17 protein-coding genes are annotated in these 16,459 nt (G+C 43.5%); 8 read left to right on the top strand and 9 right to left on the bottom strand.

Annotated elements, in window-relative coordinates; all coding sequences use genetic code 11:
- Positions 1-68 precede the first annotated feature (68 nt).
- Positions 69-404, top strand: a complete 336-nt coding sequence (gene aciT / locus ABZP31_RS14330) for a ciprofloxacin tolerance protein AciT (protein WP_005017736.1) — start codon at positions 69-71, stop codon at positions 402-404.
- A gap of 152 nt (positions 405-556) precedes the next feature.
- On the top strand, positions 557-1,036 hold the full coding sequence (locus tag ABZP31_RS14325) for an SCP2 sterol-binding domain-containing protein (protein ID WP_005023979.1): 480 nt from the start codon (positions 557-559) through the stop codon (positions 1,034-1,036).
- Between the two features lie 49 nt (positions 1,037-1,085).
- Here the strand turns inward: ABZP31_RS14325 and dtd are convergent, their stop codons facing one another.
- Positions 1,086-1,526, bottom strand: a complete 441-nt coding sequence (gene dtd, locus ABZP31_RS14320; protein ID WP_075040556.1) for a D-aminoacyl-tRNA deacylase — start codon at positions 1,524-1,526, stop codon at positions 1,086-1,088.
- A gap of 206 nt (positions 1,527-1,732) precedes the next feature.
- Between dtd and ABZP31_RS14315 the strand changes: the two genes are divergently transcribed.
- From ABZP31_RS14315 to asd, 5 genes are all read left to right on the top strand, one after another.
- Positions 1,733-3,253, top strand: coding sequence for a catalase (locus ABZP31_RS14315; RefSeq protein WP_248133780.1), 1,521 nt, complete (start codon positions 1,733-1,735; stop codon positions 3,251-3,253).
- 138 nt (positions 3,254-3,391) lie between these two features.
- A complete protein-coding gene (locus ABZP31_RS14310) occupies positions 3,392-3,877 on the top strand; it encodes an ankyrin repeat domain-containing protein (protein ID WP_248133779.1) in 486 nt (161 codons plus the stop codon).
- A gap of 172 nt (positions 3,878-4,049) precedes the next feature.
- Positions 4,050-5,258, top strand: coding sequence for a nicotinate phosphoribosyltransferase (pncB, locus tag ABZP31_RS14305; RefSeq protein ID WP_106438842.1), 1,209 nt, complete (start codon positions 4,050-4,052; stop codon positions 5,256-5,258).
- A gap of 114 nt (positions 5,259-5,372) precedes the next feature.
- Positions 5,373-6,218 carry a sulfurtransferase gene (locus ABZP31_RS14300; protein ID WP_248133792.1) on the top strand — a complete coding sequence of 282 codons (846 nt, stop codon included), beginning with the start codon at positions 5,373-5,375 and terminating at the stop codon, positions 6,216-6,218.
- Positions 6,215-7,066, top strand: coding sequence for an archaetidylserine decarboxylase (gene asd, locus ABZP31_RS14295; RefSeq protein WP_111282629.1), 852 nt, complete (start codon positions 6,215-6,217; stop codon positions 7,064-7,066). The genes ABZP31_RS14300 and asd overlap by 4 nt, the downstream gene beginning before the upstream one ends.
- Before the next feature lie 46 nt (positions 7,067-7,112).
- Here asd and phoR read toward each other — a convergent pair whose 3' ends face one another.
- From phoR to ABZP31_RS14280, 3 genes are all read right to left on the bottom strand, one after another.
- A complete protein-coding gene (phoR, locus tag ABZP31_RS14290) occupies positions 7,113-8,471 on the bottom strand; it encodes a phosphate regulon sensor histidine kinase PhoR (RefSeq protein WP_005017755.1) in 1,359 nt (452 codons plus the stop codon).
- A 9-nt stretch (positions 8,472-8,480) separates the two neighbouring features.
- Positions 8,481-9,191, bottom strand: a complete 711-nt coding sequence (gene phoB, locus ABZP31_RS14285; RefSeq protein WP_005017756.1) for a phosphate regulon transcriptional regulator PhoB — start codon at positions 9,189-9,191, stop codon at positions 8,481-8,483.
- 238 nt (positions 9,192-9,429) lie between these two features.
- Positions 9,430-10,107, bottom strand: coding sequence for a TetR/AcrR family transcriptional regulator (locus ABZP31_RS14280; protein ID WP_248133778.1), 678 nt, complete (start codon positions 10,105-10,107; stop codon positions 9,430-9,432).
- A gap of 198 nt (positions 10,108-10,305) precedes the next feature.
- Here ABZP31_RS14280 and ABZP31_RS14275 point away from each other — a divergent pair, with 198 nt between their 5' ends.
- Complete coding sequence (locus ABZP31_RS14275; protein WP_005017759.1) at positions 10,306-11,157, top strand: SDR family oxidoreductase; 852 nt, start codon at positions 10,306-10,308, stop codon at positions 11,155-11,157.
- Between the two features lie 86 nt (positions 11,158-11,243).
- On the opposite strand, the gene ABZP31_RS14270 is transcribed toward ABZP31_RS14275, so the two are convergent.
- The 5 genes from ABZP31_RS14270 to ABZP31_RS14250 form a co-directional block, all read right to left on the bottom strand.
- Positions 11,244-12,611 (bottom strand): MATE family efflux transporter, encoded by a 1,368-nt coding sequence (locus ABZP31_RS14270; RefSeq protein ID WP_005017760.1) that lies wholly within the window; start codon positions 12,609-12,611, stop codon positions 11,244-11,246.
- Between the two features lie 117 nt (positions 12,612-12,728).
- On the bottom strand, positions 12,729-13,883 hold the full coding sequence (locus tag ABZP31_RS14265) for a methionine aminotransferase (protein WP_248133777.1): 1,155 nt from the start codon (positions 13,881-13,883) through the stop codon (positions 12,729-12,731).
- A 33-nt stretch (positions 13,884-13,916) separates the two neighbouring features.
- A complete protein-coding gene (locus tag ABZP31_RS14260) occupies positions 13,917-15,218 on the bottom strand; it encodes a DUF445 domain-containing protein (protein WP_248133776.1) in 1,302 nt (433 codons plus the stop codon).
- Between the two features lie 32 nt (positions 15,219-15,250).
- Entirely contained in the window at positions 15,251-15,817 is a 567-nt protein-coding gene (locus ABZP31_RS14255) for a hypothetical protein (RefSeq protein WP_034672305.1), read from the bottom strand.
- A 52-nt stretch (positions 15,818-15,869) separates the two neighbouring features.
- Positions 15,870-16,409 (bottom strand): DUF924 family protein, encoded by a 540-nt coding sequence (locus ABZP31_RS14250; protein ID WP_367156846.1) that lies wholly within the window; start codon positions 16,407-16,409, stop codon positions 15,870-15,872.
- Between the last annotated feature and the right edge of the window lie 50 nt (positions 16,410-16,459).

The raw sequence follows: 16,459 nt of genomic DNA, 5'->3' as shown, positions 1-16,459 counted from the left end.
GGCATTTGGGGAATAACATGATGGTCTAAGAAAGGGCCTAACGACATCATTAATGACGGAGATTGGTTATGTGGACAGCGAATTATGCAACCATCATGGGATTTGGTTTAATTGTTGCTGCACTTGTTGCTGTTTTCTTTTCGCCTTACCGTCGTTGGCTGAGTTTTATGCTTGCCGGTATGGTGTTCTGGGGACTACTGGAAATGGTACGTTTTGGTATTCAGTCAGTTTTTATTATTCCACTCACTTACAGTTATTTATGTGCACTCAGCCTGGCCATGCTGGCGATTACCATGCTCTTGCTGCGTGAAGACCACCGTGCACAAAAAGCCCTGGCTAAACGCCAGTATATTGAGCATACTCCAGTTTATGAAGACGACCAGCAACAGTGTTCAAGTCGCTAAAAATAAGCTGACTTAACAAAAAAGGTGTACCTGTCCGTACACCTTTTTTTACGTTTGATAATTTTTAATATACAAAGACTTTATTTAAAAATAAGCTTTTATGCTACGATCATAAGATTATTTTTTATAAGAATATAATAGGCGCGCATGTCATGAAACTCTCTTCAATTCCTGTTGTTCACTTGCCTCTGGTTGACCTGAGTACTGATCCTCTCGATTTACTCCTGATGGGATTAGCTCTACGTATGAAGCAATTGGCCCGTACCAGTCCAAAGTTTATTGAACTGACCCATGATCGCCAGTTCCGTATCCAGATTGGGACAGAACAGGGGATGGCACGTCAGTTTGTCATTAATCATGGGCAGGTAGAAACTGTATCTGGTTCTGCTGAAAAAGCTGACTTTATTTTACAGTTTGCTGATAGTGAGCAGGGGGTGAAGACGCTGCTTAAAGGTGATCCAACTGCTTTTATGACAGGGATGCAAAATGGCAGTATTAAAATGGAAGGTGATTTTGGTTTACTGGTCTGGTTTAACCAGGTAGCAAAACTGCTTCCACCTAAACTGCCAAAGCCGGTTAAAGAAAAAATTAAAATGGCTCGCCAGTTTTTAAAGGAAAAAACAGGTAAATAATAAAACCCAGCCCTCTTAAAATAGAGGGCTTCTTTATATTTTTTTAAAATTACTCTATTTCAAGATTGAAGGTAACCGGACCATCATTTACCAGATGGACTTTCATATCTGCTGCAAAAATACCGGTTTGTACATTCTCAAACTGAGACTTCGTGTAGGCAACCAGTTCTTCATAAAGTACTCTGGCTTCACTCGGTGGCATCGCTGGTCCAAAGTCCGGACGTAACCCTTTTTGGGTTTGAGCCATCAGGGTAAACTGGGAAACCAGTAAAATACCACCCCCTGCCTGACTGACATTCCAACCCATTTTTCCCTGCTCATCATCAAAAAACCGATATTTTAAAATTTTATCGATTAATTTCTTACCCGTATCCAGCGTGTCTTCTTTCCCTAATCCTAAAAATACCAGAATTCCATGACCAATTTCACCGGTAGTTTTGCCTTCCACTACGACTTTGGCCTCAAGTACACGCTGTAATAATGCCCGCATTTCACTCTCTTTTTTGCTTACTTAAAGACTGGGTTAATAGTGTATCAAAACTCGCTTTCTAAACTTGAATATATATTTTATTGATATTATACAATAGCTTATTTTTAAATATTTGAATAACCGATTATATTTATTTTTATTATCATTTTTAACTATTTTAAAGACTCTAGTAAAGTGCCGCTGCAGAAAATTAAAGAGATGATGTTATGTTTAAGCGTTCATTACTGGTCACCATGCTGGGTGTTACCATGTCAGCAAGTTACGCAGCGCCTTTGACCAAAGACAATGGAGCACCTGTAGGGGATAACCAGAATTCAATCACTGCCGGCGAGAATGGCTCAACTTTGCTTCAGGATGTACAGCTGATTCAAAAATTGCAGCGTTTTGGTCGTGAGCGTATTCCTGAGCGTGTAGTACACGCACGTGGTACAGGAGCATATGGCGAGTTTATTGCGACAAAAGACTTATCGGACTTAACGGTTGCATCACTATTTAAAGCAGGAACCAAAACACCGGTTTTCTTGCGTTTCTCTACTGTAATCCATCCTAAAGGTTCACCAGAGACATTACGTGATCCGCACGGTTTTGGCCTGAAGTTTTATACTCAGGAAGGCAACTGGGACCTGGTCGGCAACAACCTGCCTGTATTTTTTATTCGCGATGCTATTAAATTTCCCGACTTTATTCATGCCATGAAGCCAAGCCCGGTGACAAATGTTCAGGATCCAAACCGTGTGTTTGACTTCCTGCAAAGTCAGCCTTGGGCTGTAAATATGCTGACTTACGTGTATTCTAACCTCGGTACTCCAGTCAGCTACCGTAACCTGGATGGCTTCGGTGTGCATGCTTTCAAACTGTACAATGCTAAAGGCGAGTATAAGTATGTGAAATTCAATTTCCGTACTCAACAGGGTGTTAAAGGCATGAACATGGAACAGACCCGTGAAATGCAAGGTATGGACTTTAATCACCTGACCAATGACCTGTACAACAATATTTATGCCGGAAACTATCCAAAATGGGATTTATATATTCAGGTACTTGACCCGAAAGATCTAAACAAATTCGACTTTAATCCACTGGATGCTACTAAAATCTGGCCCACTCACCTGATTCCAGAAGTTAAAGTAGGTACTTTGACGCTAAACCGTATGCCGAAGAATTTCTTTAATGAAACTGAACAGTCGGCATTTGCACCAGGTAATCTGGTTCCAGGCATTGAGCCTTCTGAGGACCGTCTGCTACAGGGCCGTATCTTCTCTTATTCAGATACCCAGATGTACCGTTTAGGTGCAAACCATCAGCAGATTCCAGTAAACCGTCCTCTGGTCAAGGTCAATAACAATAACCAGGAAGGCTTCATGAATGTATCTGAACGTGATTCAGATGTGAACTATGAACCAAGCCGCAAGGAACCTAAACCTCCAACTACACATGCCAAAGCAGTCATGACACCACTTGAAGGAAGTGTATTACAGCAGGCAATCAAGAAAGAGCAACCATTCAAACAGGCCGGTGAACTCTATCGCTCCTATTCAGCGGTTGAAAAAAATGACCTGATCCGTAATTTGGCAGCTGATTTGGGTGCAGTAAAAGATACCGAAACCAAACACATCATGCTGTCCTACTTTTATAAGGCAGATGCAGAGTATGGTACACGGCTGACCCAAGCGGTAAAAGGTAACCTGACTACTGTTAAGGCAAAAGCAGAGCAACTGCAAGACTAAGTCCGGTCAGTCCTTCAGTGAGGAAAGGTGAGTTAACTTAATCACCTTTACCTCATGCGGTGCACTAGTTTTAAAGTGGAGTGATTACAGCAATATGTTAGAGATATTTTATTATTTTGAAGACTAAAGGGAATCCTGATGAGTTTTTTAAAAAGCACTTTCCTGATTTCACTATTTTGCCTGAGCAGTACCGTCGTGATGGCCGAAGTAGCTGAGACTCCTGTGCAAGACAGTAAGCTGTCAGCCCAGCAGGAACTGGTTGATCTTTTCTTTGCGGCTGCAAAAACAGGAAATAAAGAAGTAATTGATGAATTCCTAAAATATAGATTTCCGGTCGATAGCAGAAATCATGCAGGTTTTACTCCCTTGATGATGGCAACTTACTATGGCCAGCAAAATATTGTCAGCACATTATTGGCATCCGGGGCTGACCGCTGTGCCAGAGACAATAAAGGTAATACAGCCTTGATGGGTGCTATTTTTAAAATGGAATGGGCAATTGCCAGACAGCTGCGTAAGGTCGACTGTGATATGAATACACAGCAGCCCGGACAAAAAACTGTAGCAGAATTTGCTAAAGTGATTGGACAGGAACAGGCTCTTAAAGAGCTATTGAACGAATAATATATACTGGCTAAGTTTTTAAAATATAGATAAAAATTTAGCGGACTGTTTGCAGGTAGATTCTGAACAGTATAAGACCATAGTCTTGCTTTACGTATCTACATGAAAAACTTGGCTTATAGCTCATCAAAATATGTTTTAATTAAAAGATTAAAGCAAAAATTTTCTGCATATGTCTGCAATTATTCACTCCCTTCTTGATACTGACTTATATAAATTCACCATGCTACAGGTGGTATTACATAAGTTTCCGCAAACTGACAGCGTCTATCATTTTCGTTGCCGGAATCTGGAAGATACTGTATATCCTTTGTCAGATATCCTGGATGAACTCAATCAGCAACTAGATTATTTATGCCAGCTCACATTTAAAGAAGATGAGTTGCAGTATCTGCGCAATCTGCGTTTTATCAAGAGTGATTTTGTCGACTATCTGGAACTGTTTCAGCTCAAGCGTCGTTTTATTAAAGCCAGTATAGATGCAGAAGGCCGACTGGATATCTGGATTGAAGGCCCAATGGTTCAGGCCATGATGTTTGAAATCTTTGTACTGGCACTGGTTAACGAACTATATTTTCGCCGTATTCGCAGTGAAGAAGTATTGGCTGAAGGTGAACGACGTTTGCAGGCCAAGCTGGAACTGATCAAGAGTTATGAGCGTGGACAGCAGCCAAATGATCCTCCTTTTCTGGTGTCAGACTTTGGTACACGCCGTCGCTACAGTTTTGAATGGCAAAAGCATGTAATTGAAGAGTTCCATAAGGCCAGTCCAAGTGTTTTCCGTGGTACCAGTAATGTCTTATTGGCAAAAGAGCTGGGTATTACTCCTATCGGTACAATGGCACATGAATTCTTGCAGGCCTTTCAGGCACTGGATGTACGGCTGCGCAATTTTCAGAAAGCTGCACTGGAAACCTGGGTACAGGAATATCGTGGTGATCTGGGCATTGCCTTAACTGATGTTGTGGGTATGGATGCCTTCCTGCGTGATTTTGACCTGTATTTTGCCAAACTGTTTGATGGTCTGCGGCATGATAGTGGTGATCCTTATGCATGGGGTGACAAGGCCTATAAGCATTACCGCAAGCTAAAAATTGACAGCCGGACTAAAATGCTGACCTTCAGCGATGGCCTCAATCTGGAAAAAGCATGGAAACTTCATCAGTACTTTAAAGACCGCTTTCAGGTCAGTTTCGGTATTGGTACCAATTTGACTAATGATATGGGTCAGACACCCTTAAATATTGTTTTAAAACTGGTGGAATGCAATGGACAATCGGTTGCCAAAATTTCAGACAGTCCGGGTAAAACCATGACCGATAACGATACCTTTCTGGCCTATTTACGACAGGTTTTTGATATTCAGGAACCTGAAATTTAAGCCGGTTTACATAGCAGTTATTTTATAAAGGCCCTGTAAAAAACCGCAATGGCTTTAAATTAGACTATGCTAAAATTGGCTTCAGATAAAAAATAACCTGAAATAAGTGTAATGATGACACCTGATTTTAACTTTGGTTTACTGATCGAAGCCGAGGAGCTTTTACCACAGCTGGGTCATCCGAAACTGCGTATTGTCGACTTAAGCCGAGAATCGGTTTATCAGCAACTGCATATTCCGCACGCTTTACATTTAAAACCTAAATTATTGGTGCGTCATGAAGAGCAAGCCTCTGGCCTGCTCCCAGATGAGCTGGGCCTGCAGGCATTAATTGAATATTTACAAATTTCTCCAGAACATCATGTAGTTGCTTATGATGATGAAGGCGGGGCATGGGCAGGACGCTTGCTCTGGAACCTGCATTGCTTGGGTTTTGAACAGACCAGTCTGCTAAATGGTGGTATTCATGGCTGGCTGGCTGCCGGTTTACCTACTTCATCTGAACAGGCGGTTATTAAAGCCGCTGATGCACTGGTACAGGTTGACCTTGGCCAAATTGAGAAATATCGGGTAAAATATGATCTGCTTCGTCAAATGATTAAAGAAGATAGCACCCAGCTATGGGATTGCCGAACCTTTGATGAGTATACTGGCCTGCGTCTTGCAGCCCGTCGTGGTGGACATATTCCAGGTGCTCGCCATTTTGAATGGAGTACTGCCCTTGACCGACAAAATCATCTAAAATTGCATCCGCTAGAACGCACCCGACAAAATCTGCAGAATGCAGGTTTTCAGCTGGACCAGCCTGTCGTGGTGTATTGTCAATCGCATCATCGCTCTGGGCTGGCTTATATACTGGGCCGACTTCTCGACTGGGAAATACAGGCTTATGATGGTGCATGGAGTGAATGGGGCAATCGCCTCGACAGCCCTATTATTACCGGAGAGTTGCCGTTTTGAGCCTCACATCACGTCTGAAAAAAAATATCTTTATTCGGGTCCAGCGCCTAGTTCCCCAGCATCAGCTAAGCCGGGTAGTCGGTAAAATTGCTGCCAGTGAGAACCCGCTGGTACGTGCGGCGGTCATTCAGACCTTTAAAACCCGCTATGGCGTAGATATGTCAATTGCCGAGCAGGTTAATGCTTTAAAATATAAATCTTTTAACGAATTTTTTACCCGTGCCCTACGCGAAGGTGTGCGTATGGTAGATGCTGATCCTAAGAGTATCGTTTCACCAGCCGATGGCGCTATCTCACAGCTGGGTACGATCCATGACGGTGATATTTTTCAGGCGAAAGGGCAAAGTTTTTCTGTCGAGAAACTCATCGGTGATCCACAACTGGCAGAGCCATTTAAACATGGCCAGTTTGCTACGGTCTATCTTTCTCCGCGGGATTATCATCGTGTCCATATGCCAATAACAGGTACATTAACTGAAACCCTGTATATTCCAGGTGAGCTGTTTTCAGTTAACCAGATTACTGCCGAGAATATTCCTGGCCTGTTTGCACGTAATGAGCGTATGGTCTGTCTGTTTGATACCGAACTGGGACGCATGGCGGTAGTCATGGTAGGTGCCATGATTGTGGCTGGAATTGAAACAGTGGTTACTGGAAAAGTAAAACCGTCCGGTCGTCTTGAGCTAAACCAGCATAATGTGGTACTGGAAAAGGGTGCCGAACTGGGACGTTTTTACTTGGGCTCAACTGCTGTAATTTTATTTGAACAGGATAAAATGGCTTGGGATGCGGAATTTAAGGCCAATTCTGTGGTGACTATGGGACAGAAACTGGGTCAGGCTCTTTAGAAGACCAATAATAAAAAATGCGCCTTGAGGCGCATTTTTTATAGATCTAGTTTAAATGATATAGGCGTTCTTTAGGGAAGACAGCTTTGAAGGTCGAGCCTTCATTTTCCTTAGATTCAATTTCCAGATAGGCATTATGCTGCATGAGTACATGCTTGACGATCGCAAGGCCTAATCCGGTACCGCCGGTTTGCCGGCTGCGGGCACTATCCACCCGGTAGAAACGTTCAGTCAGTCTTGGTAGGTGCCGTGGGTCAATTCCGATGCCTGTATCCTGTACGGTAAAATAGCCATGTTCACCATCATCATGCCAGCCGATAGTAATTGTACCGCCCTTAGGCGTATATTTAATGGCATTGGTAATCAGGTTGCTAAAGGCACTAGCCAGTTCCATATCTGAACCGATCAGGTCACAATGGCTGTCTATGTCCAGATTAAGCGTATGGCCATAATCGACATTATAGGCCTGAGCATCATCAAAAAGCTGGTTCATTAGACCGGGCATTTCCACAATCTGGTTCTTGGCAATTTTCTTGTTATTTTCAAGACGTGATAACAGCAACAAGTCATTAACCAGAGAATTCATGCGCTTGGTTTGTGCCTGCATCTGGTCAAATGCCCGTTTCCAGCGTGGATTCAAATCTTCCTGATCGGTAAAAGTCTCAATGTAGCCACTTAATACAGTGAGCGGGGTGCGTAATTCATGCGAAATATTGTCGACAAAATCTTTACGCATCTGTTCCAGGTTTTGCATGCGAGTAACATCATAAGCCACCAGCAAATGACTTTCGCCACCAAAACGGGTTAGCTTGATTTGCACATAGTGGTCTTCATGCACGGGCGACTTCATCTTGATGCCATCTGGCGCCTGATCAATATTTTGAAAATATTCAATAAAAATAGGCTGGCGTAGTATCGTGAGCAAATTACGACCACGATCTAGGGGCTGTATACCAAGCAGTTTTTCAGTAGCCGGATTAAACCATTCTATCTGGTTCAGATCATCAATCAGCATTACTGCTTCAGACAGTGCGACTAATGAAGATTGCGCCCGGTCAATCAGTCCGACCATTTCTGCCTGCACGATGCGTTCCTGACGCTGGGCCCGGTATACATTAAACAGGAGTGCTCCCCAGATACCGTTTAAATTAGGTGGAGCATCATAAGGCCGGTTGGAAATCCATTCATTTACTAAATATAAGGACCGTAGTTGAAAGGCAAAAAACACGACAAAGCCAATGAAAATACAGCTCCAGAAATAGCCGATTCCGAAACCGATCAGACTGGCAACGAGCAGTAGAAAGACCAGCAGCCGTAAGTCCTGTTTAGCAAAAGTCCATAAACTGCTGTATCGGAATTTTTTGTAGTCCCGGGCCAGCTCAGGGACCGGATATGGTTCATACATAAAGTCAGTTTAACCTAGAGCGACATCAGCACGGGTCGAGAAGCGGTAACCGGTTCCACGTACAGTCTGTACAAAGCGGTCGGCACCATAAGGCTCAAGCACCTTGCGTAAACGTCGGATATGTACATCAATGGTACGATCTTCAATATATACATTTCCGCCCCAGACCTGGTCAAGTAACTGGGCACGGGTATAAGCACGCTCTGGATGAGTCATGAAGAACGCCAGTAATCGGTATTCGGTTGGCCCCATTTCCAGAATAGAATCACCAAAGCTCACACGCTGACTGACCGGATCTAATAGCAGGCCATTGGCATCAATTGTTTTCTCACCGCTCAAGGCATTGGCACGGCGCAGTACAGCTTTAATTCTGGAAACCAGTTCACGAGTTGAGAATGGCTTGGTCATGTAATCATCTGCACCGGCATCAAGGCCTTGTACTTTATGGTCTTCTTCGCCACGAGCAGTGAGCATAATTACCGGAATTTCAGAAAGATTTTCATCGCGCTTCAGACGGCGACACAGATCAACACCACTGATACCGCCTGGCATCATCCAGTCCAGAAGAATCAGGGCCGGGCGCTGATCAACAATCATCTGATGAGCCTGCTTGGCATCTTCAGCTTGCAGACATTGAAAACCTGCCATGTCCAGAGAGGTATGAATCATTTCACGGATCGGTAATTCATCATCTACAATTAAAATATAATCATCTTTCACAGCGCAATACCCTATTCGTTATTAACGGTGAACCGTTTTTATTTATGACAGGCTTATTACAAAGATAAATTATGACAGTATCATTGCAAAAATGGGGACAAAGTCTATTTTAGCAATTATTTGTGACAAATATTACATTCAAATAGCAGCTCTGCAAAAGTATGGTATTAATAATTCAGAAATTGTCAGAATATTAAATTAAGAAAGATAAGCGATCAGCTCACAATTTAAAGAAAGACTATTTCTCAAATTTTTCTAATAATGCCATAAATACCACTTGGGCTGCTGCCAGTATATCTTCAAGGCTCTGTTTAAAACCGCCCATAACCCAGCGAATTGCCAGCTGTGTGACATAACCATTCAGGCCAGTCGCGATCAGTGAAACTTCATGCTGGCTACGGCTTAGATGCGGCATCATTAACATCACAAAAGCCTGAATCATTCGATCAAAACGCAGCATGGTTTCCTGAATGGTGGCCTGGTTATGCAATTCCTGAACCAGCATGGCATCCACATAAATGATACGTGCAACCCGTGGATCATCTTTTAACATGTTGAGTAAAGCCCGTAAGCCGGCTTCAATCATTTTATCAGGATTAGGCGAAGCCTGCATAATAGCCTGCATTACCCTTTGCTGTAGCTCTTCAATCAGCTGGAGAAAAATAGTCTGGAACAGCTGTTCACTTTTCTTGAAAGATTCATAAAAATAACGTTCAGTCAGTCCGGCTTCACGGCAAATATCTTTAACCGTAACTGAAAAAAAACCTTGAGTACCGTAAGCCTTAATTCCCGCTTCAATCAGCTTGGTGCGACGTGCCAGTTTACGTTCTGACAGAGATAATCCCTTGAACTGGCGTTCCCTCGAACTGGTAGCTGTATCTGCCTGTGGCTCCTGAGCATATTCTGACTGACTCATCTTTACCTATTATTTATAGAATTTTATGGCAGCCATTTTAACAAGTTTTTTAAAAGAAGGTGCTGGCAGATACTGCCGTTTATTTTTTATACATTTTTAACTTTAAAGAAATATTGACAATATGAATTGTCAAAATTATATTGAAAAGGAAATTTGCTATCTATCTGCCACTGCAGAGAGAAAAATAAAGGAACATGCATGAAGAATTTTAAAAATAAAGTTGCTGCCATTACAGGTGCAGGCTCAGGGATTGGCCAACAGCTGGCAGTTTTGCTGGCTAAACAGGGCTGCCATTTGTCTTTAAGTGATGTTAATGCGCAAGGCCTACAAAAGACTGTCGAACTGTTAAAAGACAGTAATGTACGAGTCACGACCCAGATAGTGGATGTGGCAGATCGTGAAGCAGTAAAAGCATGGGCTGAAGAAACCGTCAGAAATCATGGGTCGGTAAATCTGATTTTTAATAATGCCGGCGTTGCTTTAGCTTCAACAGTCGAAGGTGCCAATTATGATGAGCTGGAATGGATTGTCGGAATTAATTTCTGGGGCGTAGTATATGGCACTAAAGAATTTCTGCCTTATCTGAAAAAGAGTGGTGATGGGCATATTGTCAATATTTCCAGTTTATTTGGTTTGACAGCTCAGCCTACTCAGTCTGCCTATAATGCGACCAAATTTGCAGTGCGTGGTTTTACTGAATCGTTACGTCAGGAACTGGACCTGCAAAAATGTGGGGTAAGTGCCTTATGTGTGCATCCAGGCGGTATTCGTACCAATATTGCCAATGCTGCTAAAGTCAATCAAAGTCTTAAATCACTAGGCATGCATCCCGAAAAATCAGTCAGTTCATTCAACAAACTGCTCCGTATTCCACCAGAAGAGGCTGCTCGCCAAATTCTGGATGCAGTACTGAAAGACAAGCGCCGTCTATTGATTGGTAATGATGCAAAATTTCTGGATGCCTTGCAGCGCGTTATGCCGGCCAAATACCAATATATTACTGGTCTGCTGACTGGCATGAATAAAAAACCACGTAACCAGATCGTATAACTGTTTATTAATATACTAAATAAAAAAAGCCCAGATCTTATTATCGGTTCTGGGCTTTTTAATACCTAAAAGAAGAGGGTATTATTTTAAATTAATACCTCTACAGTTTTTTTCTTCCATACAAACTGGTAATACAAACCTTGTAAAATACACAGACTTACAAAAGCAAGTGCATAGGCATACCAGATTCCTTTAAGGCCCCAAATTTGACTAAACCAGTAAGCGCATGGCAGTTCAATCGCTAAAATAGCAAAAATATTGATGAGCATCGGTACAGTTACGGTGCCACTGGCCCGCATGATGGAGGCGAAAATGGCACTGGCTCCAAAAAACAGAATAGACCACAGTACAATAAACAGTAACTGCTGACCCAGCTCGACTACTTCCGGATCGGTAATAAAAAGTGCCATCAGATACTTCGAGAAAAGATAGCCTAATATTACCAGAATGCCAGTGATGACAAAATTCATGCCGAGCGCAGTACGGCTCACCCGTGACAGTAAATCATTTTTACCCGCTCCAATCGCTTGGGCTGCAAAAATTGAAGCTGCGATACCTATAGAGAGTGCTGGGAACTGGATATAGTTTAAAACCTGGTTAACTGCACCATAAGCTGCTGTGGCATGGGCACCAAAACGGTTAACCAGCCCCACAATGACCAAGCCAGCTACAGAGGTGGTTACCATCTGGATGCCAGTAGGAATACCTAGCCTTAAAATAATTTTACTTAATTTCGGCTGATGACGGATATAACTGAACAGCTCCCGGTCTGGACGTAAAGGATGATGTTTTTTATTCAGATAAACTGCAAGAAAGCCCAGCACCGCAAGATAGCCCACAATAGTCGCAATAGCCGGTGCAATAATCCCCATTTTAGGTAAGCCGAAATAACCGGCGATCAGGATAGGGGTGATCATTAAGCCGATCAGGCTGGTCATACCCAATGCAATCAGTGGCGTTACACTGTCACCGACACCCCGTAAAATAGATGTATAAATAATATAAATAAATAGCAGGGGACTGCCAGCCAGCATCCAGCGGACATAAGGAAGTGATAAATGCATCACAGCCGGGTCTGTACCCAGTGCAAGCAGAATATGCTCGGCAAATATAACCCCCAGTAACGCCACAATAATCCCGCCGATTAATGTCATAAATAAGGTAGAACCAACTACGCAGCGTACCTTCTGAATATTCTGAGCACCCCAGGCCTGGCCAACCAGTACGGTGGCTCCTGCTGAAAGCCCAATTACAAATGCCATCAGGCAGAATAAAATTGGAAAAAACACGGAAACGGCAGCAATTGCCTCGACGCCCATCATCTGCCCGACAAAGATCGTATTAATTGTCCCGGACAGATTTTGCAGAATATTGGTTGCAATTAACGGTAAAAGAAAAACTAAAAAAGTTTTCCAGAGTTTCTGCTGCTGTATAGTAGTTTGATGTGGTGCCATAACAGTGCGTCGCACTCTCCCTGTTTTTAGTATTATCTTTAAAATAACCTTAACATAGGGCTGATCTGAAAAACGCTATGAATTAAGTAACTTCCTGCCGAATATAGTGGTATCTGTTTAGCAGCCGCGTAAAATTTCGCAAGCTTTATGCAATGTAGATTCCTGTTTAGCAAAGCAGAACCGGATCAAACGTAGTTCAGAGGGCGGTTTTTCATAAAAGGCAGAAACAGGAATAGCCACAATACCATGCTGTTCAGCCAAAAATTTACACATTTCCATATCATTCAGTTCTGGGCAGATCTGGCTGTAGTCCAGATTCTGAAAATAAGTACCTTGAGGAACTTCATACTGGAAGCGTGAACCTTTTAATCCTTCAATAAACAGGTCTCGCTTGGCCTGATAAAAACTGCCGAGCTGCTCAATATGTTCCGGATGCTGTTGCATATAGCTGGCCAAGGCTACCTGGCAGGGAGTATTCGCACAGAAATTTACAAACTGATAAACCTGACGAAACAGGCGCATGAGATGCGGTGAAGCTGCACAATAACCTGTTTTCCAACCTGTCACATGAAAGGTTTTACCAAATGAACCAATCACGAAACTGCGCTCGGCCAGCTCAGGGAAACTGAGGGCACTTAAATGCGGACGGCCATCAAATACCAGATGCTCATACACCTCATCGCTGAGAATCACGATATTGGTGTCTTGCACCAGTTTAATCAACTGTTGCCAGTCTTCACGTGTCCAAACAGTAGCACTCGGATTATGTGGAGTATTGACGACTATCATTCGTGTTTTAGAGTTGACCTGTTGTTTTAAATGTTCCCAGTCAACCTTGAACTCTGGCGCTTGCAGGGCTATACGCTTACAGCTTCCTCCCATCATCTGTACACTGGGTACATAGCTGTCATAACTCGGATCAAAAATAATTACTTCATCACCCGGACGAATCATCGCTTGAATAGCGCAAAAAATAGCAATTGTAGCACCTGGTGTAATGGTAAGCTGAGCCCGTGGATCAATATTGATCTGGTCCCGTTTATAAAACTGGGCAGCCAGCTGTTCACGAAGTGTCAGTAAGCCATCACCCGGAGCATATTGATGATGGCCGTCACGACTGGCTTTAGATAATGCCTCGACCAGATCGGGAGGTGCTGGAAAATCTGGAAAACCCTGAGACAAGTTCAGTGCACTCAGGCGCTGTGCCATTTCTGTCATCACGCTGAATATGGTCACGTTCTGTGCGGCAAACTTAGACTCTACTTTAAACATATCGTCAACCTCCTTTTAAAATTTAACTCAAGCTTAAAAAGCAAAGTCCACCAGCGCGCGAATAATGCCGAGAGTCAGTCCGATAAAAGCGCCTACGACTACGCCGTTGACGCGGATCATGTGCAGGTCGCCACCCACTTCGTTCTCAATTTTGTCAATCATTTCCCGCGAATCCCATTCATGAATTCGCTCACTAATAAAATGAATCACCCGGTCACTGTACTGGTCACTAAAGCTAACAGCTAAACTACTCATCCGCTGATTCAGCAAGTGACGGACTTCTCTATTCTGCATTAGGTTCTCACCCACCTGCTGAATGGCAACTCTTAAATTCAGAGCAATTCCCGAATCCGGTTTTTCTAAATCGTCCTTGACAGCATTACACAATATAGCTACCGCGCCACTAATAAAGTTAAGTACTTGCGGACTGCCGAGCAAGGCATCCTTGGCACTGTTCAGACGTTGACTCGACAGGCTATTTTCATCTGTCAGTTCCAGCATAAGCTGGCTTGCATATTGTTCAATACTCTGCCGCCACGGATGCTCGGGATCAGCCAGCATGGACTCGACCCGGCCAAGCATCGAATCAACAGTCCGCTGCTGTACATCAATACCAATCCAGCTGGCGCCTCTTGCCAGTTTCCAGACACCGAGTTCCTTAAACAGCTTACGGGTCAGCTCACGTGTCTCTTCCGGATGTGACTTCATCCAGTCCTGAGCTAGATCCAGCCCACGCTGCAATACATCCTGGTGAAAATCATTTTCCAGTACAGCACGCAACATTTCACTGGTCAAAGTGTTGATCTGGGTATTACGTACCCACTGCACACTATTATTCTGGATAAAACGGCCAATTTGCTCCTGCCCGACAAATTCAAAAATTTTGGGTACAGTCTGCTGGATAATCTGTACCACTTGCAGATTGTTATCTGGCTGAGCCAGCCACCGTCCGGCTGCCATGGCCAGATCAGTATCTTGCAGACTGCGTTCTACCACTGAGGGAGACAGGAAGTTTTCCTGTACAAAGCGGCCCATAGACACGGCAATCCGATCCTTGTTGCGTGGAATGATTTCCGTATGGTCTTTTAAAAATGCCGGAATAGGAATACGACCAAAAGGATTCCGGAATAGAACTGTAATCGCATACCAGTCAGCAAGCCCGCCCACTACTCCAGCTTCAGCAGCAAGCATCAGGATCTGGATTAGCCAGGCATACTCTGGCACGAGCTTGGCCATGGCAATGAGTATGAGCCAGGCTACAACCGCCACAACCAGAGCGATTGTGGCATAACGTTTACTACGGTTCAGACTCGGAGAAGTCACAGGTTCAGCCATAAAATTTTATTTGTCCTTAATTTTTGTTTTTATCATTTGGTTGTGTTCTGGGCTGGTGCAGTCTGGGGTTGTAGGACCTGACCAGTTGGACTGACTCCATATTTCTGTCCAATAGATGACAGAATAAGGCGTGCATCAAAGGCCTCCTGAGGCACATTTTTCTGCTCCTTGTAACATTCAATAGTATAGGAAACCTGAACCGGGTCAATATTTACCACTTGTGGCATATCATAAAACGGATCTGGCCAGAAGCCGGGATAACGCCGGTAATAAGCAGAAGGATAATAGGACCGGCTTGGATAGACGACTGCCTGACGGGGTGGCTGCTGGGTACGGTTGCTCGGATCATCCAGTACTTTAAAATAGCGAAAACCGTTTTGTACTGTGGTCTGTGCCGCTTTAACCAGGGTAATTTCTTCTGCAGTCCCATAACTGATATTGTCACGAGCTTGGTAACTGATACGATAGGTCTGCGCATTTAAAGCATAACTTGAGAATTGTCCCAACTGGTCAAATGTCAAAGGCTTGTGCGGGGTAGTAGCACAACCGCCAAGCAGCAGAGCTGTACCGAGAGCAAAACCTATAGATAAATTTTTCATCATACACCTCCTATCAGGAAGGACAGCACAATGGCTGGGGAGTGCAGGAAGGTTAAAAGCTGCTTCCTGGCTGATCTAGGAATTCCAGTTCTTCCGGAGGTGATTCACGGCCCAGAATTTTGTTGCGATGCGGATAACGCCCGAAACGTTCAATAATTTTCTTGTGACGTTTTTCATAATCCAGATTAACCGGATTACCCAGACGCTGAAAGAGCTTTAATGCAAATTCATGCATCATTTTTGATTCACTGTGCATGAATGGCATGTATAAAAAAGAACGTTGTTCAGGATTGAGCTGGGCATCCAGATTCAGGCTGATCGCTTCCTGGGCCAGAGCCAGAGCTAACCCGTCCTGTGCAAAAGCCAGCGGCTGGTCACGATAAAGGTTGCGGGAGAACTGATCTAGAACAATAATCTCGGCAAGGCGTCCATGGGCTGTTTTGCGCCATGACCAGAGCTCTGCCTGAACTGCTTGTGTATGAACTTTGCTAAAGTTCTGCCGTATTTTCTGATCAAAAGTATCACTTTTTGAAAACCATAGTGACTGGTGCTCAGGATTAAACCAGAAATCGAGGATCTCCTGATAATTCATAAGTTTTAATACCTATCAAGATTTATTTTTCAATAAAATCACAAATTTTC

The organism is Acinetobacter sp. FL, assembly GCF_040744925.1.
In the GTDB taxonomy this organism is placed as follows: Bacteria; Pseudomonadota; Gammaproteobacteria; order Pseudomonadales; family Moraxellaceae; genus Acinetobacter; species Acinetobacter radioresistens.
This window is presented reverse-complemented; position numbering and strand designations above follow the sequence as displayed.

What these genes read in the sequence shown, in the direction of transcription:
- aciT (WP_005017736.1), top strand. Translation starts at nt 69, where the DNA reads ATGTGGACAGCGAATTATGCAACCATCATGGGATTTGGTTTAATTGTT.
- ABZP31_RS14300 (WP_248133792.1), top strand. Translation starts at nt 5,373, where the DNA reads ATGACACCTGATTTTAACTTTGGTTTACTGATCGAAGCCGAGGAGCTT.
- pncB (WP_106438842.1), top strand. Translation starts at nt 4,050, where the DNA reads ATGTCTGCAATTATTCACTCCCTTCTTGATACTGACTTATATAAATTC.
- ABZP31_RS14250 (WP_367156846.1), bottom strand. Translation starts at nt 16,409, where the DNA reads ATGAATTATCAGGAGATCCTCGATTTCTGGTTTAATCCTGAGCACCAG.
- phoR (WP_005017755.1), bottom strand. Translation starts at nt 8,471, where the DNA reads ATGTATGAACCATATCCGGTCCCTGAGCTGGCCCGGGACTACAAAAAA.
- ABZP31_RS14255 (WP_034672305.1), bottom strand. Translation starts at nt 15,817, where the DNA reads ATGAAAAATTTATCTATAGGTTTTGCTCTCGGTACAGCTCTGCTGCTT.
- ABZP31_RS14275 (WP_005017759.1), top strand. Translation starts at nt 10,306, where the DNA reads ATGAAGAATTTTAAAAATAAAGTTGCTGCCATTACAGGTGCAGGCTCA.
- ABZP31_RS14265 (WP_248133777.1), bottom strand. Translation starts at nt 13,883, where the DNA reads ATGTTTAAAGTAGAGTCTAAGTTTGCCGCACAGAACGTGACCATATTC.
- ABZP31_RS14310 (WP_248133779.1), top strand. Translation starts at nt 3,392, where the DNA reads ATGAGTTTTTTAAAAAGCACTTTCCTGATTTCACTATTTTGCCTGAGC.
- ABZP31_RS14315 (WP_248133780.1), top strand. Translation starts at nt 1,733, where the DNA reads ATGTTTAAGCGTTCATTACTGGTCACCATGCTGGGTGTTACCATGTCA.
- ABZP31_RS14260 (WP_248133776.1), bottom strand. Translation starts at nt 15,218, where the DNA reads ATGGCTGAACCTGTGACTTCTCCGAGTCTGAACCGTAGTAAACGTTAT.
- ABZP31_RS14270 (WP_005017760.1), bottom strand. Translation starts at nt 12,611, where the DNA reads ATGGCACCACATCAAACTACTATACAGCAGCAGAAACTCTGGAAAACT.
- ABZP31_RS14280 (WP_248133778.1), bottom strand. Translation starts at nt 10,107, where the DNA reads ATGAGTCAGTCAGAATATGCTCAGGAGCCACAGGCAGATACAGCTACC.
- dtd (WP_075040556.1), bottom strand. Translation starts at nt 1,526, where the DNA reads ATGCGGGCATTATTACAGCGTGTACTTGAGGCCAAAGTCGTAGTGGAA.
- ABZP31_RS14325 (WP_005023979.1), top strand. Translation starts at nt 557, where the DNA reads ATGAAACTCTCTTCAATTCCTGTTGTTCACTTGCCTCTGGTTGACCTG.